Genomic DNA, 26,853 nt, shown 5'->3' on the forward strand with positions numbered 1-26,853 from the left:
TCCCAAATCCCCTCTGCCATCTCTCATCCATCATCTACCAACTATCATCTCTCATCTACCATATTTTCTCCCCCAATTGTCATTCCACTCATTTACCTTATAGTAATGTTATAGGAAACTTACAGTAAAGTTATAGTAAACTTATAGTAGAGTTATAGTAAACATTAGCCGTACATGCTAACTACCTCCTCCTCGACCACTCCTATACTACTCCGGATCAACCCCGTACCTACCATATACCTACACCCTACGATCCCCTTATCCAACCCACCCAACTCCAACCCCAAAATCTCAAAATCCCAAAAAACCCCTAATTCCTCCCCATCCCATATTCAAACTCCATTATTTTTCAATTTTATCTTACCTTTGCCCTCTTAATTTAGGTATATTGGCATTTTCGGCGGCGCGATTATCTCTTATTTTATTGATACTCAACATTGTTGCACTATAACAGGTGCATTTTGTGCTGCCCGGAGGTTTCCGGGGGATAATTCTATTATTATGTCCAATCTGCCCGTATCTAATTAAGAATACAGAAAATTTTTAAAAATAGAAATCAAAGTATGGCTCTAAGAAAAGACAATCGTCCGAAGGCGACCTTCTCCAAAATTACCATCGGACTGGCTTCACCTGACAGCATCCTTGAAAAGAGCTTCGGTGAGGTTTTAAAGCCTGAAACCATCAACTACCGTACGTACAAGCCTGAAAGAGACGGCTTGTTCTGCGAGAGGATCTTTGGCCCGGTTAAGGATTACGAATGCGCCTGCGGTAAGTACAAACGCATCCGTTACAAAGGGATCGTTTGCGACCGCTGCGGTGTAGAAGTAACTGAAAAGAAAGTGCGTCGTGAGAGAATGGGTCATATCAAACTGGTTGTGCCCGTAGTGCACATCTGGTATTTCAAAAGCCTGCCCAACAAAATCGGTTACCTGCTGGGTGTGAGCTCCAAAAAGCTGGAAAGCATTGTTTATTACGAACGCTTCGTGGTAATCCAGTCTGGTATCCGTGCCGATAAAGGCCAGAATCTGGGCGACTTACTGACAGAAGAGGAATACCTGGACATCCTGGATTCACTTCCAAAGGATAACCAGATGCTTCCTGACGAAGATCCAAACAAATTCATCGCTAAGATGGGTGCTGAAGCCGTGCACGACATGCTGGGCCGCATCGACCTGGATCAGTTGTCATTCGACCTGCGCAATGCTGCCGCTACTGAAACTTCCCAGCAACGTAAAGCAGATGCCTTGAAACGTCTGTCTGTTGTTGAATCTTTCCGTGATGCCAATACCCGTATCACCAACCGCCCTGAGTGGATGGTAATGCAGTATATCCCGGTTATTCCACCGGAATTGCGTCCGTTGGTTCCTCTGGATGGTGGCCGTTTCGCGTCTTCTGACTTGAACGACCTGTACCGCCGTGTGATCATCCGCAACAACCGTTTGAAACGCTTATTGGAGATCAAAGCTCCTGAGGTGATCCTGCGCAACGAAAAGCGTATGCTCCAGGAAGCCGTTGACTCCCTGTTCGATAACAGCCGTAAATCCAACGCCGTTAAGGCTGAAGGTGGCCGCGCCCTGAAATCCCTTTCCGATGTTCTGAAAGGTAAGCAAGGTCGTTTCCGTCAAAACCTGTTGGGTAAACGTGTTGACTACTCTGGCCGTTCCGTTATCGTAGTAGGCCCTGAGCTGAAAATGCACGAGTGCGGTCTGCCTAAAGATATGGCTGCCGAGCTGTTCAAGCCATTTATTATTCGCAAACTCATCGAAAGAGGTATCGTTAAAACAGTAAAATCTGCCCGTAAGCTGGTAGATAAAAAAGAAGCTGTTGTTTGGGATATCCTCGAAAATATCCTGAAAGGTCACCCTGTAATGTTAAACCGTGCCCCAACACTGCACCGTTTATCAATCCAGGCCTTCCAGCCTAAACTGGTAGAAGGTAAAGCCATTCAGCTGCATCCATTGGTTACTACGGCCTTCAACGCCGACTTTGACGGTGACCAGATGGCGGTGCACGTGCCTCTGAGCAATGCTGCCGTTCTGGAAGCCCAATTGCTGATGCTGGCTTCTCACAACATCCTGAACCCTCAGAATGGTACGCCAATCACCCTGCCTTCTCAGGACATGGTATTGGGTCTGTACTACATTTCAAAAGGTAGAAAGTCTACCGAAACTGAAAAGGTAAGAGGTGAAGGAAAAGCTTTCTACAGCGAAGAGGAAGTAATTATTGCCTACAACGAAGGTCGTATCGACCTGCATGCGCACATCAAGGTGAAAGCCAATATCCGCACAGCTGAAGGCGAATTAGTGCATAAACTGATCGATACTACAGTTGGTCGCGTGCTGTTCAACCAGCACGTTCCTAAAGAGGTTGGTTTCATCAATGCCCTGCTCACTAAGAAAAACCTTCGTGAGATCATTGGTGACATCATCCGCATTACCAACGTTCCTAAAACTGCCAAGTTCTTGGATGATATCAAACAACTTGGTTTCCGTATGGCCTTCGCTGGTGGCCTGTCGTTCTCTATCAATGACTTGATCATCCCTGATATCAAGAACGAACTGCTGGAAAATGCGAAGATGGAAGTTGAGGAAGTGTGGGAAAACTATAACATGGGTCTGATTACCAACAACGAGCGTTACAACCAGATCGTTGACATTTGGAGCCGTGTGGATACCCGCATCACTGAAACGTTGATCCGCGAACTGGCTTCTGATAAGCAAGGTTTCAACTCAGTATATATGATGCTTGACTCTGGAGCCCGTGGTTCCAAACAGCAGATCAAGCAGTTGGCTGGTATGAGAGGTCTGATGGCCAAACCAAGAAAATCTGGATCTACTGGCTCTGAGATCATCGAAAACCCGATCCTTTCCAACTTTAAAGGTGGTCTGAACGTATTGGACTACTTTATCTCTACCCACGGTGCTCGTAAAGGTCTTGCCGATACGGCCCTGAAAACAGCCGATGCCGGTTACTTGACCCGTCGTCTGGTGGACGTAGCTCAGGATGTGGTGATCACAGAAGAAGATTGTGGAACACTTCGTGGTATCGCAACTTCAGCCTTAAAAGATAATGAAGATATTATCGAGCCGCTGTCCGACCGTATCGAAGGCCGTACATCAGTTCACGATGTTTATAATCCGCTTACAGAAGAACTGATCATTGCTGCAGGTGAAGAAATTACTCCTGAGGTTGCTGAAAAGATCGAAGAAGTAGGTATAGAAACCGTTGAGATCCGTTCTGTACTGGCCTGTGAAAGCAAACGCGGTACTTGTGTGAAGTGTTATGGTAAAAACCTGGCAACAGGCTACCTGGCACAAAGAGGTGATGCTGTAGGTATTATCGCCGCTCAGTCCATCGGTGAGCCTGGTACCCAGTTAACCCTGCGTACCTTCCACGTGGGTGGTGTGGCCGGTTCTGCTGCAGTAGAATCTACATTAACTGCCAAATTCGACGGTACAATCCAGTTCGACGGTGTTCGTTCTGTAACTACTTTAAATAACGAAGGCGATAAAGTTCAGGTAGTAATTGGCCGTACCGGTGAGGTTCGGATCATGGATACCAAGAACGACCGTCTGTTGATCACCAACAACGTACCTTACGGTGCTACACTGCAGGTGAAAGATGGTCAGCAGATCAAGAAGGGTGATGTGATATGTACTTGGGATCCATTCAACAACGTAATCGTTGCTGAGATCGATGGTACACTGAAATTCGAGAATGTTATTGAAGGTGTTACATACCGCGAAGAGGCTGACGAACAAACTGGTCACCGCGAGAAAGTGGTTATTGAAACCCGTGATAAAACGAAAATTCCTTCAATGGTAGTGGAAGGCAAAGAACGCAAATCTTACAACTTACCAACCGGTAGCCATATCGTGGTAGAAGAAAGTGATAGCGTGAAAGCCGGCCAGGTAATCGTGAAGATTCCTCGCGTATTAGGTAAATTGAGAGATATCACCGGTGGTCTGCCACGTGTAACCGAGTTGTTTGAAGCTCGTAACCCAAGCAATCCTGCTATTGTATCTGAAATCGATGGTGTGGTAAGTATGGGTGCTGTGAAACGTGGTAACCGCGAGATCATCATTGAAGCAAAAGATGGTGTGACCAAGAAATACCTGGTACCTCTGACTCGTCAGATCCTCGCACAGGATGGTGACTTTACCAAAGCTGGTTCTCCACTTTCTGATGGTCAGGTTTCTCCTCAGGATATCCTGTCAATTCAAGGACCTTTCGCCGTTCAGCAATATGTGGTGAATGAGATCCAGGAAGTTTACCGTTTACAAGGTGTGCGTATCAACGACAAACACATCGAAGTAATCGTACGTCAAATGATGCGTAAAGTATCAATCGTTGATCCGGGTGATACTAAGTTCCTGGAAGAAGACCTGGTTGACAAGTTCGAATTCGTTGAAGAGAACGACTGGATATTTGATAAGAAAGTGGTAACTGAACCTGGTGAGTCCACAAGACTGAGAGCTGGTCAGATTGTAAGCCTGCGTGAAGTACGTGAAGAGAATTCAATCCTCCGTCGTTCTGACAGGAAGTTGGTAGAATTCCGTGATGCACATCCTGCTACTTCTTCTCCAACATTGCTTGGTATCACCAAAGCTTCGTTGGGTACGCAAAGCTGGATCTCTGCGGCTTCGTTCCAGGAAACAACCAAAGTGTTGTCTTCTGCAGCCATCCAGGGTAAGACTGATGACATGCTCGGCTTGAAGGAAAACGTGATCACTGGTCACCCAATTCCTGCAGGTACTGGTCTCCGTGAGTTTGAAAGCATTATCGTAGGAAGCAAAGAAGAATACGAACTGTTGCAAACTACTCGCGAAGCCATGAACTTTGATGAAGAAGAGTAATCACAGATTTATCGAATCTCTTTAAGATAAATAATAGTTAAGAACCCCGCACCTGCGGGGTTCTTTTTTATGATAAACCATCCTCACCATTCACTATTCACCACTCATCTATATCCTCACACCTCTCTATCCCTTCTTCCCGTCACAGCAGCCCAAATAATCAATGCCAATACTGCACCACCAGTGGCAATCAAAATGCTATATAGGTTAAAGCCGTCCACACGTCCCCATCCCAACATGGTCGCAATCCAACCTCCGAGAACAGCGCCTATAATACCAATGAACATCGTTACAAAACAGCCCTGTGGGTCCCTGCCCGGCCTTAGGGCCTTGGCAATTGCTCCCGCAACAAGTCCTAATAAAATCCATGATAAAATCCCCATATCTCTACTTTATGCACTAATAATCAAAACATATACCGCTAAGGAAAGTCCCAGCTCATGGGTTATTTTCAACCAGCAAGGCAACCCCAAACTCCAAACGCCAGCCTACCACTTTTTCCCTGTTAATGTTTAATAAAAAGCCACTAACTCATTGGTTTAATAGGCATTTGCCCTTTATTTTGCACAAAATCATTACATGAATCGCGGATTACTTGTCTCTAACATTATTCTTTTTATTCTGGTTGGTGTTTTATTCTTTCTCCACCTTTCTTCTGGGAAAAATCCTGGACCAAAAGCTGCTGTAAATAAAGAAGCAGATCCTGTAAAAGAATTCAAGATTGCTTACTTCGAAATGGATTCTCTGGAAAACTCGTTTTCCATGGTAAAAGACGTAAAAGCCGAACTGGGAAAGAAAGAAGATGCTATTAATAGCGAACTTGCTCGTCTGGAAAAAACTGTCCGCGACAAAGGGAACATGTATCAAAGCCAGGCTGCAACCATGAATCAGGTGCAGTCCGAAATGGCAACAAGAGATATGATGCAGCTTCAACAAAGTTTTCAAAGTAGGAAGCAAGCTTTGGATCAGGAATATCAAGACTTTTATATGCGCAAAATGCGTGATGTGAAAACTAAAATCGAAGACTACCTGAAAGATTACAACCAAACAAAAGGCTACTCATATATATTTGCTTACGAACCTGGATTGTTCTACTATCGTGATACCGTATACAACATCACAAATGATCTGATCAAAGGACTGAACAATACTTATACAAAAAAGTAATAAATAACGCTATTATCAATAAAAAAGGGTGTCTCTAAAGTCCGAGACACCCTTTTTTATTCGGTTAGGTGATGGAATCAGTTTTCATTTATGCGATGCTTAGCGCCTTCATTTTACTTTTGATACATCCTATTTTTTATTGATGGTAATAGCTCTAATTAGGGTCAAACAGGCTTTATGGATTGATCTTACCTTTTCAATTCAATAACGATGGGCTTAAAATACCAGAGTATCCCCTTATTTCGTCATTTGTAATTCGGATTATTCATCATTTGATTTATCTTGACGCCCAAATTAACCACCAATGCAAGAAATCTTATCGCCTAAAGAAGCGATCCACGAGGACAAAGCTTTTAAAAGATCACTAGGCCTGCTCGATGCTACCATGATTGTTGCTGGATCAATGATCGGTTCCGGTATTTTTATTGTAAGCGCTGATATGCTGAAAGACCTTGGATCTGCAGGTTGGTTAATTGCAGCATGGCTCATTACTGGCTTTATGACGCTGACTGCAGCTTTAAGCTATGGTGAGTTAAGTGCTATGTTCCCTAAGGCTGGCGGGCAATATGTTTATTTGAAAGAGGCATACAACCCTTTAATGGGCTTCCTTTATGGATGGAGTTTCTTTGCAGTGATCCAGACAGGTACGATTGCCGCAGTAGGAGTTGCTTTTGCCAAGTTCGCTGCTTATATTTTTCCCGCACTCAGTGATAAAAACTACATCATTGGTGGTGCAGAAGGCTTCCATGTTTCTGCGGCGCAAATGGTATCAATACTTTTAATTGTCCTCCTTACTTATATAAACACGAGAGGTGTTAAGGAAGGCAAGATTATTCAAACAACCTTTACATTAGCCAAGTTAATTGCTCTCTTTGGATTGATCCTGTTTGGTCTTTTGTTCGCATCAAAGGCGGGCGTTTGGGATGCCAACTGGACAGATGCATGGAATTTGAAGCAACATTCATCAAGAATCAACGGTTGGACAGGCTCAGATACTTGGGTCTCCTTAGCTGGACTTGCTACAGCCGGTGCAATGGCTTCTGCAATGGTAGGCTCAATATTCAGCTCTGATGCTTGGAACAATGTGACTTTTATTGCAGGAGAGATTAAGAACCCCCAACGCAATATTGGCCTGAGCCTGTTCATGGGAACATTGATCGTGACTATTATCTATGTGGCTACCAACCTGATGTTCCTGGCTGTATTGCCTATCAATGAATTGGCTTTTGCTAAAGACAACCGTATTGCCCTATCTGCCTCGCAAGAGATTTTTGGTGCTGCTGGTACTTCTATACTGGCCATCATGATCATGATCTCTACCTTTGGTTGCAATAATGGTTTGATTCTGGCAGGGGCAAGGGTCTACTATACCATGGCGCAGGATGGGTTATTCTTTAAACAAACCGGTAGGCTCAATAAGAATGCTGTACCTGAAGTTGCCTTGTGGATCCAGTGTGTAGTGGCTAGCATTCTATGCTTAAGCGGCAAGTACGGCGACTTGCTTGACTATGTTTCCTTCGTAGTGGTTATCTTTTATATCCTTACTATTGCTGGAATTTTTATTTTGCGCAAAAAGCGTCCGGATGCTGAACGGCCTTATAAAGCCTTTGGTTACCCTGTGCTGCCCATCTTATACATAGTTATAGCTTTAGCCTTTTGTTTAGCGTTATTAATTTATAAACCAGGCTTTACCTGGCCAGGATTGATCATTGTTTTGATCGGAATTCCAATATATTTTGTTGCTTTGGCCCGTAAAAAGTAAAAGTTCAGGAACTCACTGGTTCTCGAATCGGATGTTTATTCAATTCATAAACCCGTAAACTCTTGAACCCGTGAGCTTGTAAACTTGTGAACTCAAACAGCATGGATTTCAAAGACTTATTCCAAAAGTTTAATACACTTAAGGTTGGCATCATAGGCGACGTAATGTTGGATTCTTATATATGGGGCAATGTGGATCGGATTTCTCCTGAAGCTCCTGTTCCTATTGTTTCCCTGCACCATAAGGAGCAGCGCATTGGTGGAGCTGGTAATGTGGCATTGAATGTTCAATCTCTGGGTGCAAAGGCCTTTGTGCTTTCTGTTACCGGCGATGATGAAGAAAGCAGACAATTATATCAACTGTTTGCTAAAAATAATATTGATATTTCCTATTCTGTTTCCAGTTCAAGCCGCATCACTACCAACAAAACACGGGTGATTAGCCGTAATCAGCACATGATGCGACTGGACGCAGAAAATACACATGATTTAAGTACTGAAGAAGAAAGCCGCCTGCTTGACTTGTTTGAGAAGTTCGTGCGGGAGGAAAAGCCTGACATTGTAATTCTGGAGGATTATAACAAAGGAGTTCTGACTCAGGCTGTCATACAAAGCGTGATTTCTATATGCAGGGAGGCTGGTATTATTACTGCCGTTGACCCGAAGCGGAAAAACTTCTTTGAATACAGGCATGTTACCATCTTTAAACCAAATTTAAAAGAAGTTAAAGATGCACTGAACCTGCTGTCTGGCGAGGTGAATTTGCAAGCTTTAGAAAGTATCCACTTAGAACTCAATAATTTGCTGAAGCACCAGGTATCCTTCATCACACTTTCTGAAAAGGGAGTGTTTTATCATAATAAGGAGAAGTCTAGTCTGATTCCTTCCCATCTGCGCAATATTTCTGATGTTTCCGGTGCTGGTGATACAGTGATTGCTACCGCCTCAGTTGTATATGCTGCAACTAAAAATGTTCAATTAATGGCTGAAATTGCCAATATTGCGGGTGGCTTGGTTTGTGAAGAGGTAGGAACCGTGGCCATCAGGAAAGATAAATTGTTACACGAGTGTGAACTCTTGCTGGAGAGTTTGGAGTTATCGTAATTGCGTACTTAACTTCGCACCTCGCAATTAAAGAAAATTATGATGCACAAATATGCTGTTATAGTAGCTGGAGGTTCAGGATCCAGGATGGGAAGCGCTACACCTAAGCAGTTTCTGATGCTCAACGATAAACCACTTCTTTACTATACGGTTAAAACATTCCTGGAAGCCTTTGACGACCTCCAAATAATACTGGTTCTTCCGGAACAATATACTGACCTGGGACGTGAGATTATAGACGCTTACTTTGATTATTCCCGTATACAGATCACTGCAGGCGGTGAAACCCGTTTTCACTCTGTAAAGAATGGTTTGCAACTGGTAAGGCAGGATTCTATTGTATTTGTGCATGATGCAGTTCGTTGCCTGATCTCTACGAATTTGATCCATCGTTGTTATCAGAATACCCTCCATAGTGGTAGTGCAGTTCCTGTCGTGCGTTGCAAAGACAGCGTAAGATTATTGAACGAGGAAGGAAATGACAATGAAGTGCTGGATAGAAGTAAAATAGTACTGGTACAAACACCCCAAACCTTCCACAGCCGTATTTTATTGCCCGCCTTTGAAATTGACTACAAAGAACGTTTTACCGATGAGGCCACAGTAGTAGAAACCTTTGGATTAAAAGTTTCTCTCGTAGAAGGTGAAGAAAACAACATTAAAATCACCCGCCCCGTCGATCTCTTATTCGCTGAAAGCTTATTAAATCATTCGGAATATAAGTTGATAAATCAGTAGTAATGGAAGGAAGAGTAAAAGACTTCTTTTCAAAGCTATTCTTTTGTATAAAAGTTTCAGGTTCAATTGAAACTCTTTTTACTCTGATTTTGAATTCCAAAAGGTTCAGCAAGTTTTGTAATAGTGAAATACAACACTTTCAAGGCACATCAGAATCGCCGAATAGATATTTATTCAATCATAATGGGAAAAGAAGAAACATCTTCCTGAGAACTTTTTCAGGGGATATTGGAATATTTTATGAAGTTTTTTGGCGAAGGGTTTATCATGTACCACATTTGGATTGGAAAGATTTTAAATGCATAGTCGATGTAGGTGCTAATGTTGGAATGACGGCTTTATTTTTTGGGACGCTCTCACCCAAAGCTCAAATTATTGCAATTGAGCCAGATCCTGATAACTTCGACCTTTTATTGAGGAATACTGAAAACGATTCACATATTAGCAGATTGACTGTTGTTCATGCTGCTGTAGCCGAAACAGATGGGTTTCTTTCTTTTGAAAAAGCTCGATTGGCTTATAACACTAGAGTAATTGATGATTATAATGGCTCCCGAGTAAAATCTTTATCTTTAAATACACTAATAAGGAACCATTGTTTTGAAAAAGTAGATTTGGTTAAAATTGATATTGAAGGATTTGAACACCGGTTATTTGAAGGAAACACGGAATGGCTTGATCTGGTTCAAAACTTAATCATCGAAATACATTCCCAGGAGAATTTTAGTGCTTTTTCTCATTTGGTAACGAATTCTGGCTTTTCTATCAGGAAGTTAAGTAGAGATACTGAGGTTGAAGGTATTTATTGGGCATCAAGAGACTTTTCTTTAAGTAATTTGATTGGCCACGGTAATTGATTCCAGCGATAAAAAAAGTATTTTTGTTGTTCTGCACCAAAATTTTTATAAAAATGTGCAATCCCAGCAATGTCAGAGCCTTCAAAATCCAATAATAATGAGTTACCTGAAAATTCTTTAATAAGTTGATCTAGAAGAAAGTGATTTGCTTGTTTACTCCTTCCATTATTTATAGTGACTGATAAAAGAAAATAAATTCTCTTATTGTCTTTAGGACAAACAGATATGGCTAATATCTCCTTTTTTTCATCAAATACTTCACGGATTATAAGCTGATCTCTTTTCTGTAATTCTTTAAGAATGATATTGAGATTTTTATAATCGTTTGCACTAACATGAGAGATTCTGCTGCCATATTCTAATTGAAATAAAGTAACTGCATTCTGATAATTACTTGATGACTGATAGCGGAGTTTATGTCTATTAGATCTCTTAAGGTTCTTTAATAAATCACTTTTGTAGTTCTGACGAATAGAAGAATAATTCTGGTTTAAATTTAATACATAGTTTGTTTTTTGTAATCCTATTGGGGGATTATGAAAATTAAAGAAGTACTCACCAAAAACGTAATTTCTTTGCATAAGATCTAATGATTTTAAGTGCAGCGTTTTGGTAATTCTATTTCCGAATATTCCTAGTTGTTGTGTGAATGCTGGTGGATAGACATACTTTATCCCCCACTTCTTCCTCCAAGGTAAAGGCATGACAGCTTCGTAATTATTCAATACTAAAGCATCCCAGGCTGTGCACATGGCATCTAGGTAGTAGGTGTAGGCATAGATCAATCCGTTTTCTGCAGTATCTATACAGCGGTTCCATGCTTCTTCATCTATGTCTTTCCGTTGCAGGTATTGAATATTGTTCATGGATGATTCGTGTTTCAAAAGTCAATTTCTCTTTTCAGTTTGTTGATCAGTAGCTTGTTCAGCTCGATTGTAAAGGATATCTTTTTAAGAAAACGATCTTCCGTGAGATATGTTTTAATGTAATCGCTATAAACATCACTATAAAGAAGTGGGATGAATACATTTACATTCCCATTCAATAAAGGGAGATGAATGCCTGCGTCGAAAAGAAAACGATCTGCTTCTGAGTCTGATTCCCATGCTTCTGAATAAGTACCAATATCCGCAAATAAATTAATCGGAATCTTGAGTATCGAAAGTGGATTGAACTTTGAAGGAACCGTGGATGATAAATTAACTGCCATTAGCCAATTGTCACTAACACCTACTTCATTGGCGAGTAAATTGGTGCGTACTTTAAATCCGCCATCCCGCATGGCGATCTGCTGGCTGGCTAAACCTTCAAATTCATTGCGGCCGATAAAGTAATTGCTGTAAGTATAATCTTCATAACCGTCTGGTCCCGTCATTTGCAGGTGGTAGCGTTGGTTGGCAAACGTCTTTGAGTTGGTTTTGCTTCCGGTAAAAAAAAGCTTGCCTGCAAAAAAGCGAAGCTGCATTCCTCCTTCTTTAGGGTAATTGAAAAAGTAATTGGCTGTAACTGTGGGCCGCACGAAATCTTTAGCCTGTTCAATACGTAAACTGATATCAAATGGATATAACTCCCGCATGTTTTCATAGCGCAACTGGAGCTGATTTAAATAACGGCTCTCTTTAGAAACGCTAATATTTTTCAGAAGGCTTGTATCTGAATTATTGATAACAGTGTCTGTGCTGTAATTAAATTTATCTTCACCGATGAAGAATGTTTTCCATTGAATTGTTTTACGTACAGTACTCAATGGATCCTTTTCTTTAAAAGTAAGTTGTACGCCAGGAGCAAGTTTGCGGAAATGTTCATAGAATGCCTTTCCTTCCGAGTTTTCATCCTTATCCATTGCAAAGGTTGAGCCACTTACAAAGAACTCAGTGTGGCGTATGGCTTTCCTTGAATAAATAGAATAACTCATTCTACCAATGCCAGCGAACTGTTTGCTGCCGGTTGCGTATAATGGTACTGCAACAAACTGAAAAGGAGAGGGGGGCAATTTATAGTTGGTAATGATTCCGCCGACCATTGCTTTGTCATAGCTGTTGAAGCCAAAAGCCGGGGCAATAGTTAAGAGCTGTTGTGAAGGGGATTTGATATACTTTTTATAAGTACCTGGTACAAAAGGTGTGGCAATACGCCAACCTTTAAGTGGAGGGTGAAGTATACCTGTTTTGTGTAGTAAACCAAATATGCTATCTGTGTCGTTACCTAGCGCTTTGGAAAAGTGCTGTTTGAAATCATCCTCCTGTGGATGTCTGAAACGCCATTGTTGGAAATATTGCTGCATCAACTCTTTGAACTTATCCTTATCCAGTTTCTCTTCAATTAATTCGAACCAAACAGCTGTTTTATGATAAGCTGATAAAGCATAATTTAAATGGGAGAACTCCTCTGATGGGGTTGCAATTGGTTGGTCTGTTTTCTGAGCGGCCTTTGTTCTGAGTAAAAACTCTTCAACATGCAATTGTGGCCCATATTTCCGCTCCATGTATTTATACTCATAAAATGAATTGGTTCCTTCATCCATCCAGGGACTTTTGCGTTCATTACTTGCCAGCATTCCATAAAACCAGTTGTGTCCAATTTCGTGGGCCAATACATTATCCAGTAATTTCTCTGATGGCATGGGAGAGATTAAAGTAATGGTTGGATATTCCATGCCACCAGCAAAACTGCTAGGAGGGCCTTGAACGGCACTCACTACATCATATGGGTATTCGCCAACTTCTTCTGAGTAAAACCTGACTGCATCTTTGCAATATTGTACACTATTCTTCCACAACTTTTCGGACCCCGGTATGTAATAAGTATATACTTCTATGACTTTTCCTGAGGAAAGCTTGCAGGTATCATTGTTTACTATAAAGTCTTTATCCGCAAACCATGCAAAATCATGAATGCTGTCCTGAACATAGTGGAGTGTTTTGGTTTCAGGTGGTAACTGGGATCCAGTAATGTTTTGATGAGGATTTGGCTTTTTGTGCTTGGATGGGTGAGATGTGTTAGGGCTTTGCTTTTTGTTCTTTGATGCCTGGCTTTCAACATTTGTTACTGGAACTTTTTTCTTTGTATTCTGTTCTAAACTTTCATTATTCTTTCCTGTCAATTTCCTATTCTTTATCCATTCCTTCTCTTCTGCATTTTGCAATACACCTGTCGCTGCAACTACATAGTTTTTAGGAATGGTAACACGCACATCATATTTTCCAAACTCACTGTAAAACTCACCTTGATCTAAATAAGCCATGGGATGCCAGCCTTTGGTATCATACACTGCGGGCTTTGGATACCATTGTGTAGCCTGGTAGGATTGCTTTTCATGGCCGCTTCGTGAAAAGTTGAAAGGCAGTTTAACATGAAAAGGAGTAGTGATGTTTATGGTTTGCTGCGGCAGCAGTGGAGCTGGTAATACTAGTTTTATTATATCAATATGCTGTGGGTGATCTACGGTTTGGGCAGCCATACCGTTTACTTTGAAGTCAAGGCGGTTGATATACCCGCGATCTTTATTTGAAGAAAAGTAGAAACTGGTTTCTCCATTTTTGAGTTCCTGGTCGGTGAAAGCTGTCTTGTCATTCTTGTATGCATTAGGCCAAAGATGGAACCATATATAGAGTAATGTATCTGGTGAGTTGTTTGTATACGTAATTTTTTCAAAGCCATCAAGCGTATGCTCTTTGTCATTAAGTGAAACATCAATTGAATAATCCACTCGCTGTTGCCAGTAGGCGGAAGTCTGGGAATGGGCAGTTAACAATATGCAAAGGGCAAGTATTGAAAGAAGTAATTTATTCATCGATAAATGAATTGTACTTTATAGTTAATGGTTGTAACAGTAGTTATTTTCCTTTTCCTAAAAAGATAATGCGCAATGTATGCAGCATGATCTTGAAGTCTAGTAATAACGAAATATTCTCAAGATACAACAAGTCAAAGCGACTGCGCTGGATCATTTCCTGTACATTTTCGGCATAACCAAATTGAACCATACCCCATGATGTCAGGCCGGGTTTTACTTTCAGCAAGTATTTATAATACGGGAATTGTAAAGTAATCTGGTCGATGAAAAACTTTCGTTCGGGGCGTGGTCCTACCAGGCTCATGTCGCCACGCAGAACGTTCCATAATTGGGGTAATTCATCCAGCCGCCATTTGCGCATAATTCTGCCCCATGGCGTGATCCTTGGGTCCAAATCAGAAGAAAGTGCAGGGCCATCCTTTTCTGCATCTACATGCATAGAACGGAATTTATACATGCAGAAAGGAATGCCTTTATATCCAATTCTTTCCTGGCGTAAGATAATGGGACCAGCGGAAGAACGCCTGACTTTCAGAGCAACATACAACATAAATGGTGACAGCAGTATCAGTGCTATTATGGATAGCGAGATGTCGAAAAGGCGCTTGAAGTTCTGCTGCCACTGAGGCATGAGACCAGTTTTCAGGTCGATCAAAAGGGGACTTAATACGTTGCTTGTTTTCACTGAACCCGCAAGAATATCCATATCATCTGCCTGTATTTTTATAGCTACATCTTTTTCGCCCAGCCGGTTTACGATACTCTGAATCAAAGCCTCATTATTTTTTTGAAAGGCTAAAACCACAAGATCAATTTGATGATAATAAATAATTTGTTCGAGTTGGTTCAATGTGCCTAAACAATCAATATCTTCTTGTGGCGGTTCTTCATTCAGAGTTAAGTATCCGCGGTAATGATATCCTGCAAAAGCCAATTGCTCCTTTGTGAGGCGGAAAGCTTTGGATATTTGCTCACCCTTACCGATAAGCAAGCTGTTAAACTGTACAATTCCTTGCCTGATCTGTTGTTTGACCAAAGTAAGAATAACGAGTCGGCCCATTGTGGTCAGGAAAAACTGTAGTGCCAGCAGCGAACCGAAAGCTTTATAATAGTAATTGTAATTGTAGTTGTATACATCATTCACCAGGAGCACGAAAAATAAAAGGGTGCATCCAATAAGGGAAGAAGTAAAGGTGGTGATGATCTCTTTGAGCCTTGATTTCTTGTAGAGCGACTGATAATTGCCGGAAAGAAAATATAACATCAGCCAGCCAATAGGGATATAAAGTACTTCTAAAAGTATAAGCCAATTACCAACAGGTGGCAAGTCTTCGGGCAGTAATGCTTTTCGAATAGAATCAAAGACCGCCCAAGTAATGGCCGAAAAAACGTAGTCGCTGGCTGCATACCAAAAAGGAGAAATATTTTTTTTCAGCGCCATACTGCTATTGGGCAGAAAGGTTGTGACTTATTTTATCCAGGATCTGGTGCGCCACTTCCATAGCCCTGAAGCCATCAATTTCGTTTACAATCGTTTGGGTATTATTTTTTATCGCAGCAACAAACTCCTCCAATTCACGCTTGATGGCATTTACTTCAGGAACAGGAGGATTTGCAATGGCGATGGTGCGTGTGCCTTGGTGGGTTTCTATGTCGAAGGCAAATACGTTTTCATCACCTTCCTGTTTCATTTTGATGATCTCTGTTTTCTTATTCAGGAAATCTATACCGATATAAGCATCCTTTTGGAACAGCCTCGTTTTTCTCATCTTCTTCATGGAAATTCTGCTCGAAGTAAGATTGGCAACGCAGCCATTGTTGAATTCTATACGTACGTTGGCAATGTCGGGTGTATCGGTCATTACGGCAACACCACTGGCAGAAATGTTGCGGACATCGCTTTTAACAATGCTTAAAATGATGTCGATATCGTGGATCATCAGGTCAAGGATTACACTTACCTCTGTGCCTCTGGGATTGAATTGGGCCAGGCGGTGCACTTCGATAAACATTGGCTTCAGTTCAAAGCCTTTCATTGCCAGGAAGGCAGGATTGAAACGCTCTACGTGCCCTACCTGCAATTTGATACCTGATTCCTGAACCAGTTTAACCAGCTTCTCGGCTTCTTCCATGGTATGAGCCAATGGTTTCTCAACGAAGACATGCTTGCCTTTGCGGATAGCTTGTTCGCAGACGCCAAAATGTAGATGGGTTGGTGTTACTACATCAATCGCATCGCAGGCATCGATCAGTTCTGCAACCTTTAAAAATCGCTTAATGCCGTACTGCTTGCTAACTGCTGCTGCTGTTTCATCATGAGGGTCGAAAAAGCCAACGATCTCTACGTCATTAATTTCTTTCCAGTTGTTCAAGTGAAACTTTCCCAAGTGACCAGTCCCGAAAACGCCAATTTTAAGCATGAATCCGTTTGAGTTTTAAAGCTTCAAAGATAGCGGACTAGTCTAAAGGAGTAAGTGACTATTGGAAAATTTATTAGTGATCGTTTGATTGGGCAAAAGCTTGGTCGTAGTTCAGGCGGAAACCAGATTAGGATTAAGCCATTTCAATAGGAAGGAGACAGGTTTGGAACGGTGCTCATCCGTGGATTAGGATCGGATTACCCCAGGCTGAAAAGGGCGTAAGTAGGACGTTGGGTGGGCGGAGTAAAGAAGGAACATGGGAGCTAATTTGCCATTTTAAGGCTTTATCCTGGGCTTTGGGTGGGCTTTGATAGGGAGTATCTATACAGGAGGTATGCTTTAGCGTGGATGAAAGGAAGGAATAACGAATGAATTGAATCCGCCAGAGGCGGACACGTGCGAATGACGAATGGGGTATTGAGGTTTGAAGTTTGAATTTTGAAGTTTGGAGTTTGAAGTTGGGGGGATTCAAAACTTGGAAAATGGGGGTTGGTTTTGTACCTTTAGGCTTAGCCCCCTTGACTCCGTTCAGGGCTTTTTGGGCGTTCTGCCTGCAGGTTGTTTTCCCCTTATTTATGAGCATTTGCTCCATTCAGATCGAAGCATAGTCGAAAGATGGTCGAAGGATAGTCGAAGGATGATCGAAGGATGGTCGAAGTAGCCTAGGCTTAGGTACGGCTAAGGTATGCCTATGGTACGGCTTAAGTATGGGGTAAGTAGAGGGTATGGATGGATCCTATTGGAATACTCTAGCCCTACTTTAGGTATACTTAAGGTATACTTATGGTATACTTATGGTATGCTTCAGGTATACTTAAGGTACGAAGGATAAATGTGATTCAGGTGGACAAAAGCGGACAAATGCGGTCACTTCCGGTCAAAACGGCCAATGGGGGGACTGGAGGAGTGGGGGATGATCGGCTTGATGGGTGATTAGGGAAGAATAAGAGCGGTGTTATGGAGTATGAAAAAAACTTCAAGAAAAATTTGTTTGGAAGTTTTTAAAACTCCTATATTTGCACTCCCAAAACGGTACACCGGTAACACGGAGAACGTTTAAGGATCGGTAGTTCAGTTGGTTAGAATGCCGCCCTGTCACGGCGGAGGTCGCGGGTTCGAGTCCCGTCCGGTCCGCAACTCAGACATCAAATCTTACTAAAACCCCGCAAATACAAGCTTTGTGGGGTTTTTACTTTCTATACCATCTCCAAATTATTCAGATAATCGCATACTTGAAGTGCCCTATTTGGTGCCCTCGAACTTCGGTTATACGAGGGGAGGGTAGGGTACCAAATCATGAACCAAAACGAGCCGATATTCCCAGCAAACGCTACATAGACCCCAAAAAAGAGGAACTCAAAAGCTCAGAAATCAGGTCCGTGAATGCCTATCTGAAAACTTTAGTGCAACTGGTGTATGATGCACACCGCTAATCGTTGGACGATAGCAAACGCATCGCCGCAGAATCCAAAAAACAAACTAACCGGCGTAGAAGTAAAACCGCGCATGCTGATCTAGGTCATCGAGCAGCATATGTACGGGAGGGCCGGTTTCAAACTTTTACGCAAGCGACTAATGCAGGATAATGCAGGATTCCAGCTAATCTTCCACCAAAATTGAAGAAAACCACGTTCTATGTTTTTCCAGATTTGCCCTTCAATATTTTATGGAGTTAAAAAATGTTAAAGGCCATTTTTTTAATTTTAGCCCATGAATCATTCTTCATTTGATACACAAGAGGAATACCTGGGAGCGGAGGCTAATAAGGAATTTGAGTATTTATTCAAATTATACTATTCCCGTCTCTGTTATTTCGCATTCAACATGATTGAAGATAAGGATGCTTCAGAAGATATAGTTCAGGATGTTTTTATAAAGTTCTGGAAACAGAGGAGTGATTTTGATCATGAATTGTCTATAAAAACCTTCTTGTATGTATCTGTCCGTAATGCATGTATAAATAGGATCCGGCATGAAAAGGTAGAAAAGAAGTTTATCAAAGCCCAAAATTCAGAAGAAGTAGAAGAAGAAAAAGGATTGCAGCAAATGATTAAAGCAGAAGTGTTGGGTGAAATTTATAATGCCATCGAAGAATTGCCACAAGGGTGCAGGCAGGTATTAAAACTTGCCTATTTTGAAGGACTAAAAAATCATGAAATAGCAGAACAATTGGGAATATCTGTCAATACTATTAAAACACAGAAGGCAAGAGCATTACAGTTACTTCGCTTAAAATTGGATTTGGGTGCTTTTACTTGTCTTTTGGTCATGCTATCACATCAGAGATGTTGATAATTATTAACTATTGATGCATCTAATCCTTACTTTACTACTCCTAAATAAAGAAAGTTCCATACTATTTACAATGATCTTTTCAGGGAAAAATGCACAATAGAACAAGATTTTTTTAAATCTGCAGAAATTTTTAAAAAAAATCTAGTTTTCTTTTCACCCATTTTTATTGGTAATGTGTTCTTATTAATATCAATGCTATCTATGGATCAATTTACTTCACCCTTTCAGCGTGCTCAGACAATTGTTAAATACCTAAAGAATGAATTAAATGAGGATGAAAGAAATGAGTTGGAAGCGTGGGTTTCTGCGAACGAAGAAAACCGCAAGTTATTTGAACAGTTTAAAAATGAAAACAAGCTGCAGGAAGAATTGAAGTTTTTTGAAAGTATAAATATTCAGGATGCGTGGCAAAAGATAACGGCACAAACAGAAGGAAGAGCTAAAGTGGTTACCCTACAGGCAAAAATGCGACGTTGGTGGTATGCCGCTGCAGCAGTTGTAATATTAATGGTTGGGTCTTTAGTTGTATACCGGTTATCTGTGTCTGGACCTGTATCGACAGAAATTACCAAAGAAAGCGGAACTAAACGTTTTAAAAACGATGTGCTTCCAGGTGGTGATAAAGCAGTGCTGACATTAGCTGATGGCTCTACCATAATACTTGATGACGCTCAGAACGGTGCCCTTGCTCAGCAAGGGGCTACCAAGGTAATCAAGCTGGGAGGGAAGCTGGCTTATGATCCAGCAAATACAGGAACAAAGGAAGTGGTATACAACACTATAGCAACGCCAAGGGGAGGGCAATACCAAATAGAGCTCCCCGATGGCAGCCAGGTATGGCTCAATGCAGCTTCTTCTCTCCGGTTCCCAACTGTTTTTGTTGGCAAGGAAAGGAGAGTAGAGATAACAGGTGAGGCTTATTTTGAAGTAGCAAAGAATAAAGCTATGCCCTTCATTGTCAGTGTAAATGGTGCGGAAGTGCAGGTTTTAGGTACGCATTTTAATGTGATGGCGTATAATGATGAGGCTGCTGTCAAAACTACTTTACTGGAAGGATCTGTGCAATTTGTAAGTGGAAATAACAAAAGCCTGCTGAAGCCAGGCCAACAATCACAACTTTCTAAAGAAGGAGGAGTAAAAGTGGTGAGTGGTGTGGATGTTGAGGAAGTCATGGCGTGGAAAAATGGGAATTTCAGCTTTGAAGGTTCAGACATTGAAACTGTGATGCGGCAGGTATCTCGCTGGTATAATGTAGAAGTAGTATACAACAAAAAGACGGATGAATTATTTTATGCAGAGATGCCCCGCAATACAAAGCTTTCCGATGTATTGAAAGCATTGGAACTTACCGGTAAAGTTCGGTTTGATATTGAAGGTCAAAAAATTATCGTTATGTAATATTAAAATAGTGATTAGCCCAAAAGAAAACCGGAAGTACTGCGAATACTCCCGGCAAATAATTCAGGTTAATCCAATGGTAACACTAGGTATATTCTTTATTGTTTAACCCAAAATCAAAACAAATTTATGCATTTGATTGCTTGTCGCAATCTCCTTAAAATAAAGGGGATTGGAAAAACTTTGTTAATGATGAAGTTCACTGCTGTATTTTTGCTTGCGCTCTGTTTGAATGCCACAGCAAATGGCTTTGCCCAAAAAGTCAGTCTTTCTGAAAAAGACGTTCCTCTTGACCGGGTATTTCAGGAAATTAAAAAACAAACCGGCTACACGTTCGTTTATACAGATGCTCTTCTACGGAAAGCAAAGAAGGTTACAGTAACTATTAATAATGCTCCCCTGGTACAAGTGTTGGATCTTTGTTTTCAGGATCAGCCGTTAACTTATAGTATTCTGAATAAAATCATTGTCGTCAAAGAGAAGACTGTAATTCCTCAAAAAGAACAGGTTGCCATTCCACCTCCGCCAACAACTATAACAGGTGCAATCACCAATGATAAAGGCGAACCCCTTGCAGGTGCCAGCGTTCTGGAAAAGGGAACCCAAAACGCCACCATAACAAAAGATGATGGTAGCTTCACATTGAATGTTTCCAAACCGAATGCAACCTTGGTCATCTCGTTTGTAGGATATGACACCAAAGAGATTTCCCTTTCCAATAAAACGCAAATAAGTCTTGCACTCCAACAGGCAAATAGAAGCATGGCAGATGTGGTGGTGGTAGGGTATGGTACTAAGAAAAGGGCAAACCTGACCGGTTCGGTTGCTACAGTAGATGCTAAAACATTTCAAAACCGCGGACCTCTTTCCAGCCCTATGGCAGCTTTACAAGGGCAGGTGCCTGGTGTCACTGTAAGCCGTAGTTCTGCTCAACCTGGCCGTGAAAGCTGGAGTTTCCTGATAAGGGGTAATACTTCTGTAAACGGATCCGAGCCATTGGTGATCGTGGATGGTTTGACACTACCCAGTGTAAGTGCATTGAACTCTTTCAACCCTGCCGATATTGATAACATCTCTTTCCTGAAAGATGCAGCGGCCTCTTCTATTTATGGTGCCAGGGCTGCAGGGGGTGTTGTGATCATTACTACAAAAAGAGCAAAAGGCGGCAAAGCTGTTATTGAATACAATGGGTCAGTGTCAAGAAAAGTAATTGGTCTGCAACCAAAACTGGTAGATGTTTCCGGCTGGGGACCAATGATGGAGGAAGCCAGGGTAAATGATGGCTTTACACCTACAGATCTCTGGTATAAATATGCTAAGTTGGCTCAATATGCTGTTGCAAATAATATTACTTATTTGAACAGTGCTGATGCTGCAACTGCACTTACAAATCTTGGGCTTCAGAGTTCTGGTTTTTTCACTGATGTTAAAGACTTTGTTTTCTTTCCTGGCACCATGCAGGATGTTTTATGGGATGATGCAACATCCATGGAACATCAATTGAGTGTATCATCAAGAGGTGATAAAGCTGGTTACCGTATTTCTATGGGTTACCTGGACGATGGAAGCCTTTTGCAAGTTGGAAATAATGCCAACAAGCGTTATAATCTTCGCCTGAACAATGATTACCAGGTTTCAGAAAAATTGAAATTGGAAAGCAATATTTCTCTGGAAAAGAATGACATTACCCAGCCATCTAATATAGGAGCTGTATTGAACAATGGTATCCAGCCCGGTTTACCTCTAACAGCGCAAAACGGCAGACCATACGTTTGGGGTTCTGGTATTAGCAATGCTACTACAAATAATATTGCTGATTACGGTGGAGAAAATAAAGAATTGAATCTGCGTCTGAATACCAGTTTTAACCTTACCTACAATTTTGCCAGGAATTTAAGGGCCGTAGGTGCTGCCGGTTATTATTTCCATAATACAGATTTTCGTACAAGGGAGAATGCAATTGGCTGGTATGATTATACCGGTACCCAATTGATCTCTACCTTGACACCATCGGGAACTGGTCGTAGTTTCTACCAGAGGGCAAACCGTAAAGAATCCTATTACAATCTGAATGCTTACCTGGAATATTCCAAAATTTTTGCAGTCGATCATGATTTCAAAGCAATGGCTGGTGCACAATATGAAAGACAGGAATTCAATCGTTTCTTGTCTAGAACTTTAGATGTACTGGAAGGAGTGCCCTCTTCTTTAAGCCTTAGTTATGGAGACGCTACTTCGAAGTCAGTAGCTGAAGCACAGAATCACTATGCATTGGCAGGTTATTTTAGCCGGATCAGCTATGCATTTCGCAATAAATATTTATTGGAATTAAATGGACGTTATGACGGTTCTTCCAAATTTGATGCGGATAATCGTTGGAAATTCTTCTATGGTTTTTCTGGCGGATGGCGTATTACGCAGGAGGAATTTATGAAAGACCTTGATTTCTTAAATGAGTTGAAACTGAGAGCTTCCTGGGGTAATGTAGGCAACCAGAGTGGTATTGGCTTGTATGATTATATTCAATTGTTAAATCTTAATTCTACGACAGGAGCTACGAACTCCGGTTTCCCAATCCTGGGTACCAGCCCTGTGGTTAGAGTCGCTCCAGGTGGATTAGTTGCTCATGACAGAACCTGGGAGAAAATACAGACTTCCAACCTCGGACTTGACTTTGCATTGTTGAATAGTCGTTTAAACGGTTCAATTGAATATTTTATCAAGCAAAATAAAAACATGCTGATTTCCCGGACCTTCCCGGCAGTGTTGGGTGCTTCTGCTCCTGATGGTAATAACGGTGAATTAGAAACGAAGGGCTGGGATGTATCCTTAGGATGGAGAGACCATATAGGCAAACTAACTTATCATGTTGGTGGTAATTTATCTAATTACAATAATGAACTGGTAAACTTTGGTGGTCAAAAGATCATCAGCAGTAATAACAGGGGGCTGAACGGGGCCGTTGAAGGTTACCCAATCAATTCATATTTTGGTTTAGTTTATACCGGAAGAATTCAATCACAAAAAGAGCTGGATGATTACAGTAAATTCATTGTTGGCAATAATGTTGGAATACCAAGCGGCGCATCTACAGCACAAGCGAATGCACGTTTAGCGCTTGGCGACAATATGTTCAAAGATGTCAATGGCGATGGCAAAATCACCTTTCCGGAAGATGCTGTATTCCTCGGTACTGATGACCCAAGACTAACCTATTCCTTCAATACTGGTATGGAATGGAAAGGATTCGATTTCAATGTTATTTTCCAGGGTATTGGTAAAAGGGCCATCATTCGTGATGGTAACTGGAGAATACCTGCTGCAATAGTTTTCCAGGCGCAGAACGAAGCATTCCTGAATAAATGGTGGACACCTACCCGTACTGATGGCTATTATCCAAGGATTTCTTCAACTGGTACGATTAATAACTATAACTATTTTCCTTCTGACTGGGTAGTAGAAAATGGCGCATACCTGAGATTGAAAAACCTGGTGATTGGTTATACACTTCCCCGCAGCATAACCAAAAGAGCGCATATCGAGAAAGTGAGATTTTACTTCTCTGGTAATGATCTTTGGGAAACAACGAAGATCCGTGATGGATGGGATCCGGAAGCGAGCCGAAATGTGTCCAATACAGGTGATGCCAACAACAACAATCAAAGCACCTACAGTTCAAGGTATCCCTTCTATAGAAATCTGGCATTTGGCGCTAACATTACCTTCTAATTTCCAAAAACTAAAAGATGAAAAAGATAACTTTCAAATATATTTCATTCATTGCTGGCATATTGGTTTGGTTCCAGTTTAGCTGCAATAAAAATGTTGATCTGAAGCCTATCAATGAAATCTCCGATGCCGATTACTGGAAAACGGCGGAACAGTACAAACTGGCTGCTAATGAATTCTATACTTATTTGATCTCGTTTGCACAGGTATTGTATGATCCATTTGCTGCCAATACGAATGCAGGTTCTCCCCATTCTGATATTCGCAGTGATTTAGTTGCACAGCGAAATGTTTTCAGTAATGGTACAAACCCTTCTGTGACTACAGATGGTAACTGGAACAGCGCTTATACCAGGTTGAGGGCCATCAATTATTTATTGTCAAAGGACAGTGCAGACATGAGTAATACGGCCCGTTCAGAAAGATTGCAATATGTAGCGGAAGCAAAGTTCTTTAGAGCTTATGTATATTTTGACTTGTTGCAGCAATTTGGGGGTGTTCCTGTAATTACCAGACCACTCGATATTAATTCTCCTGAATTACAGACGCCTCGTGGTACAAGAGAGCAGGTAGTTGATTTGATCATCAAAGATCTGGAAGAAGCTATTGCTTTTCTTCCTCTTGAATCCGCAATCAATGCTGCCAATAAAGGCAGGATCAGTAAGGGTGCAGCTCAGGCCTTTTTAGGCAGGGTTACTTTGTACGAAGGCTCCTGGCAGAAATTCAGGAATGGTAATGCAGCCCGTTATAATGCATTGTTGGATAAATCTATTGCAGCCAGCGACTCTGTAATCGCAAGCAATCAGTATCAATTGTTTGCACCTGCAGCTTTGGGCGATTCTGCGCTGAAATACCTGTTTATTCTGGAAGATGAGAAATCAAATCCTGCAGGTATTGGTAAATCTGGCAATAAGGAATATATACTGGCCAACCGTTTTTCTTTTTCTTTAAGACAAATCAGGCAAAATGTTACGCATACATGGGTGAATTCAGCTCTTTCAAAGAAGTTTGTTGACATGTTCCTCGCCCAGGATGGCTTGCCTGTTAATAAATCTTCTCTGTTCCAGGGATATGCCATGACAAGGTCGGAGTTTACTAATCGAGACAACCGTATGCGCTATACAATGATGATCGATTCCAATTATTATTGGGATAATGAAAATCCAGGTGCTCGTTCAACCTGGTTGGGTGATGCTGCAGACATAGCAAGCTCCAGGGGCAGGCATAATGCTGCCAATGGTACAGGCTATCAAAATCAAAAGTGGGGCACTGAAAGAAGAATGAATGATAATGAAGAAGGTTACGATTGGCCAGTATTACGTTTGGCTGAAGTTTATCTGAATTATGCTGAAGCCATTTTTGAACGTAATGGAAGTATTTCAAACGCAGACCTGGATAAGTCATTAAATAAAGTACGCAACAGGGTAAATAAAACAATGCCTAAGCTTAGTAATGAGCTAGTTACTACAAACAACCTGGACATGAGGACTGAAATCAGAAGAGAAAGAACGATAGAGTTGTTTTTAGAAGGCTTCCGTATGGATGATCTGAAACGTTGGAAAACAGCAGAAACAGAAATGCCCATGGATGTATTGGGTGTAAAATGGAAAGGTACACGCTGGGAAAGCCGTTGGTTGGTAAATGGCAAAGCTCCATATAACCTTGATGCGAATGGTAATTTGATTTTTGAAGGCAGCAGGCAGTGGGCAGAGAAAAATTACTTATTACCCATCCCAACACAGCAAATTCAACTCAACCCTAATTTAACACAAAATCCAGGCTGGTAATAACAGTTGTAATGATTCTCCCAATTACAGGCGGTAATAACCTTCAACGCTTCTAAGTCTATGGCAATGAACAGCCGCCTGTAATTTTTCTAATCCATCCCAAAGTATTGTTTCATGCAAGCACACAAAGTTTATTAGTTGCCTGCATTAAAATGATACAAAGATTGAATTGTAAAATATGAGCATCAAAAAGCTTTCGGTTGTTGCAGCCACCGTCATGACTGCTATTATTGGAGGATGTGCTGTTTCCAATGCATACAGTGAGGACAAAAACCTGGACTACACAGTACAGCAGGTATTTAAAACGGCTGCCACCCTAAAAGATTACAACAACATTCCCAGAAGTATTGCACATGGTAAAACCGACTGGCGCTTTGTAAATTACCGCGACTGGACCAGCGGTTTTTGGTCCGGCATTCTGTGGTATGCATACGAATACACCCAAGAGGAGCAGTGGAAAGCAAAAGCAGACAGTTTCTCAAGGGCACTTTTTCCACTGTTGGATTCTTCTGCGATTGACCATGATTTGGGCTTCCAGGTGTTTTGCAGCATCGGCAATGGTTATCGCCTGACCGGCAATCCTGAATACAAGCGCATTCTGCTGCGCGCAGCAGATACCCTCTCCAAACTGTATAATCCAAAGGTAGGCACCATTCTTTCCTGGCCCAGGCAGGTGCCGGGTGCAGACTATCCCTTGAGGCATAATACCATCATGGACAACATGATCAACCTGGAACTGCTTTTCTGGGCATCCAAAAATGGAGGGGACAAGCACCTGTACGACATAGCGGTGAAGCATGCCGAAACTACCATGAACAATCACTTCCGGCCTGATTATACGTCTTATCACGTGGTCGTATATGATACAGCAACGGGTAAAAAGGTGAAAGGCATTACACACCAGGGCTATTCTGATTCCAGCATGTGGGCAAGGGGACAGTCATG

At 41.6% G+C, this 26,853-nt stretch carries 15 protein-coding genes, 1 tRNA gene and 1 pseudogene; 12 read left to right on the forward strand and 5 right to left on the reverse strand.

The window, feature by feature from the left end; genetic code table 11:
• Positions 1 to 563 precede the first annotated feature (563 nt).
• Positions 564 to 4,856, forward strand: a complete 4,293-nt coding sequence (gene rpoC / locus OCK74_RS11015) for a DNA-directed RNA polymerase subunit beta' (RefSeq protein WP_279297090.1) — start codon at positions 564 to 566, stop codon at positions 4,854 to 4,856.
• Positions 4,857 to 4,972: 116 nt separating this feature from the next.
• Here the strand turns inward: rpoC and OCK74_RS11020 are convergent, their stop codons facing one another.
• Entirely contained in the window at positions 4,973 to 5,239 is a 267-nt protein-coding gene (locus OCK74_RS11020; protein ID WP_279297091.1) for a GlsB/YeaQ/YmgE family stress response membrane protein, read from the reverse strand.
• A 196-nt stretch (positions 5,240 to 5,435) separates the two neighbouring features.
• Here OCK74_RS11020 and OCK74_RS11025 point away from each other — a divergent pair, with 196 nt between their 5' ends.
• The 5 genes from OCK74_RS11025 (at position 5,436) to OCK74_RS11045 (ending at position 10,483) form a co-directional block, all read left to right on the forward strand.
• On the forward strand, positions 5,436 to 6,023 hold the full coding sequence (locus OCK74_RS11025) for an OmpH/Skp family outer membrane protein (protein ID WP_279297092.1): 588 nt from the start codon (positions 5,436 to 5,438) through the stop codon (positions 6,021 to 6,023).
• A 304-nt stretch (positions 6,024 to 6,327) separates the two neighbouring features.
• Positions 6,328 to 7,785 (forward strand): APC family permease, encoded by a 1,458-nt coding sequence (locus OCK74_RS11030; protein ID WP_279297093.1) that lies wholly within the window; start codon positions 6,328 to 6,330, stop codon positions 7,783 to 7,785.
• 101 nt (positions 7,786 to 7,886) lie between these two features.
• Positions 7,887 to 8,888 (forward strand): bifunctional heptose 7-phosphate kinase/heptose 1-phosphate adenyltransferase, encoded by a 1,002-nt coding sequence (locus OCK74_RS11035; RefSeq protein ID WP_279297094.1) that lies wholly within the window; start codon positions 7,887 to 7,889, stop codon positions 8,886 to 8,888.
• A 39-nt stretch (positions 8,889 to 8,927) separates the two neighbouring features.
• Positions 8,928 to 9,626 carry a 2-C-methyl-D-erythritol 4-phosphate cytidylyltransferase gene (locus tag OCK74_RS11040; protein WP_279297095.1) on the forward strand — a complete coding sequence of 233 codons (699 nt, stop codon included), beginning with the start codon at positions 8,928 to 8,930 and terminating at the stop codon, positions 9,624 to 9,626.
• A 2-nt stretch (positions 9,627 to 9,628) separates the two neighbouring features.
• A complete protein-coding gene (locus tag OCK74_RS11045) occupies positions 9,629 to 10,483 on the forward strand; it encodes an FkbM family methyltransferase (RefSeq protein ID WP_279297096.1) in 855 nt (284 codons plus the stop codon).
• On the opposite strand, the gene OCK74_RS11050 is transcribed toward OCK74_RS11045, so the two are convergent.
• From OCK74_RS11050 to OCK74_RS11065, 4 genes are read right to left on the reverse strand one after another with little or no spacing between them, the layout of a single operon-like run.
• The gene (locus tag OCK74_RS11050) at positions 10,429 to 11,349 is read right to left on the reverse strand and encodes a hypothetical protein (RefSeq protein WP_279297097.1); all 921 of its coding nucleotides are present in this window, start codon (positions 11,347 to 11,349) and stop codon (positions 10,429 to 10,431) included. The genes OCK74_RS11045 and OCK74_RS11050 overlap by 55 nt on opposite strands.
• 14 nt (positions 11,350 to 11,363) lie before the next feature.
• Entirely contained in the window at positions 11,364 to 14,276 is a 2,913-nt protein-coding gene (locus OCK74_RS11055; RefSeq protein WP_279297098.1) for a M1 family metallopeptidase, read from the reverse strand.
• 43 nt (positions 14,277 to 14,319) lie between these two features.
• Entirely contained in the window at positions 14,320 to 15,720 is a 1,401-nt protein-coding gene (locus tag OCK74_RS11060) for a sugar transferase (protein ID WP_279297099.1), read from the reverse strand.
• Between the two features lie 4 nt (positions 15,721 to 15,724).
• Entirely contained in the window at positions 15,725 to 16,699 is a 975-nt protein-coding gene (locus tag OCK74_RS11065; protein WP_279297100.1) for a Gfo/Idh/MocA family protein, read from the reverse strand.
• A gap of 1,060 nt (positions 16,700 to 17,759) precedes the next feature.
• Here OCK74_RS11065 and OCK74_RS11070 point away from each other — a divergent pair.
• The 6 genes and pseudogenes from OCK74_RS11070 to OCK74_RS11095 form a co-directional block, all read left to right on the forward strand.
• A tRNA-Asp gene (locus OCK74_RS11070) sits at positions 17,760 to 17,833 on the forward strand.
• Between the two features lie 576 nt (positions 17,834 to 18,409).
• Positions 18,410 to 18,991: an RNA polymerase sigma-70 factor gene (locus tag OCK74_RS11075; RefSeq protein WP_279297101.1), complete on the forward strand. Its 582-nt coding sequence runs from the start codon at positions 18,410 to 18,412 to the stop codon at positions 18,989 to 18,991.
• Positions 18,992 to 19,195: 204 nt separating this feature from the next.
• Complete coding sequence (locus tag OCK74_RS11080) at positions 19,196 to 20,392, forward strand: FecR family protein (RefSeq protein ID WP_279297102.1); 1,197 nt, start codon at positions 19,196 to 19,198, stop codon at positions 20,390 to 20,392.
• A gap of 189 nt (positions 20,393 to 20,581) precedes the next feature.
• Positions 20,582 to 24,121, forward strand: a complete 3,540-nt coding sequence (locus OCK74_RS11085; RefSeq protein ID WP_279297103.1) for a TonB-dependent receptor — start codon at positions 20,582 to 20,584, stop codon at positions 24,119 to 24,121.
• Between the two features lie 17 nt (positions 24,122 to 24,138).
• A complete protein-coding gene (locus OCK74_RS11090; RefSeq protein ID WP_279297104.1) occupies positions 24,139 to 25,908 on the forward strand; it encodes a RagB/SusD family nutrient uptake outer membrane protein in 1,770 nt (589 codons plus the stop codon).
• 178 nt (positions 25,909 to 26,086) lie between these two features.
• A pseudogene (locus OCK74_RS11095) lies at positions 26,087 to 26,853 on the forward strand (glycoside hydrolase family 88 protein); the annotation flags it as partial.

Source organism: Paraflavisolibacter caeni, from assembly GCF_025628885.1.
In the GTDB taxonomy this organism is placed as follows: domain Bacteria; phylum Bacteroidota; class Bacteroidia; order Chitinophagales; family Chitinophagaceae; genus Flavisolibacter; species Flavisolibacter caeni.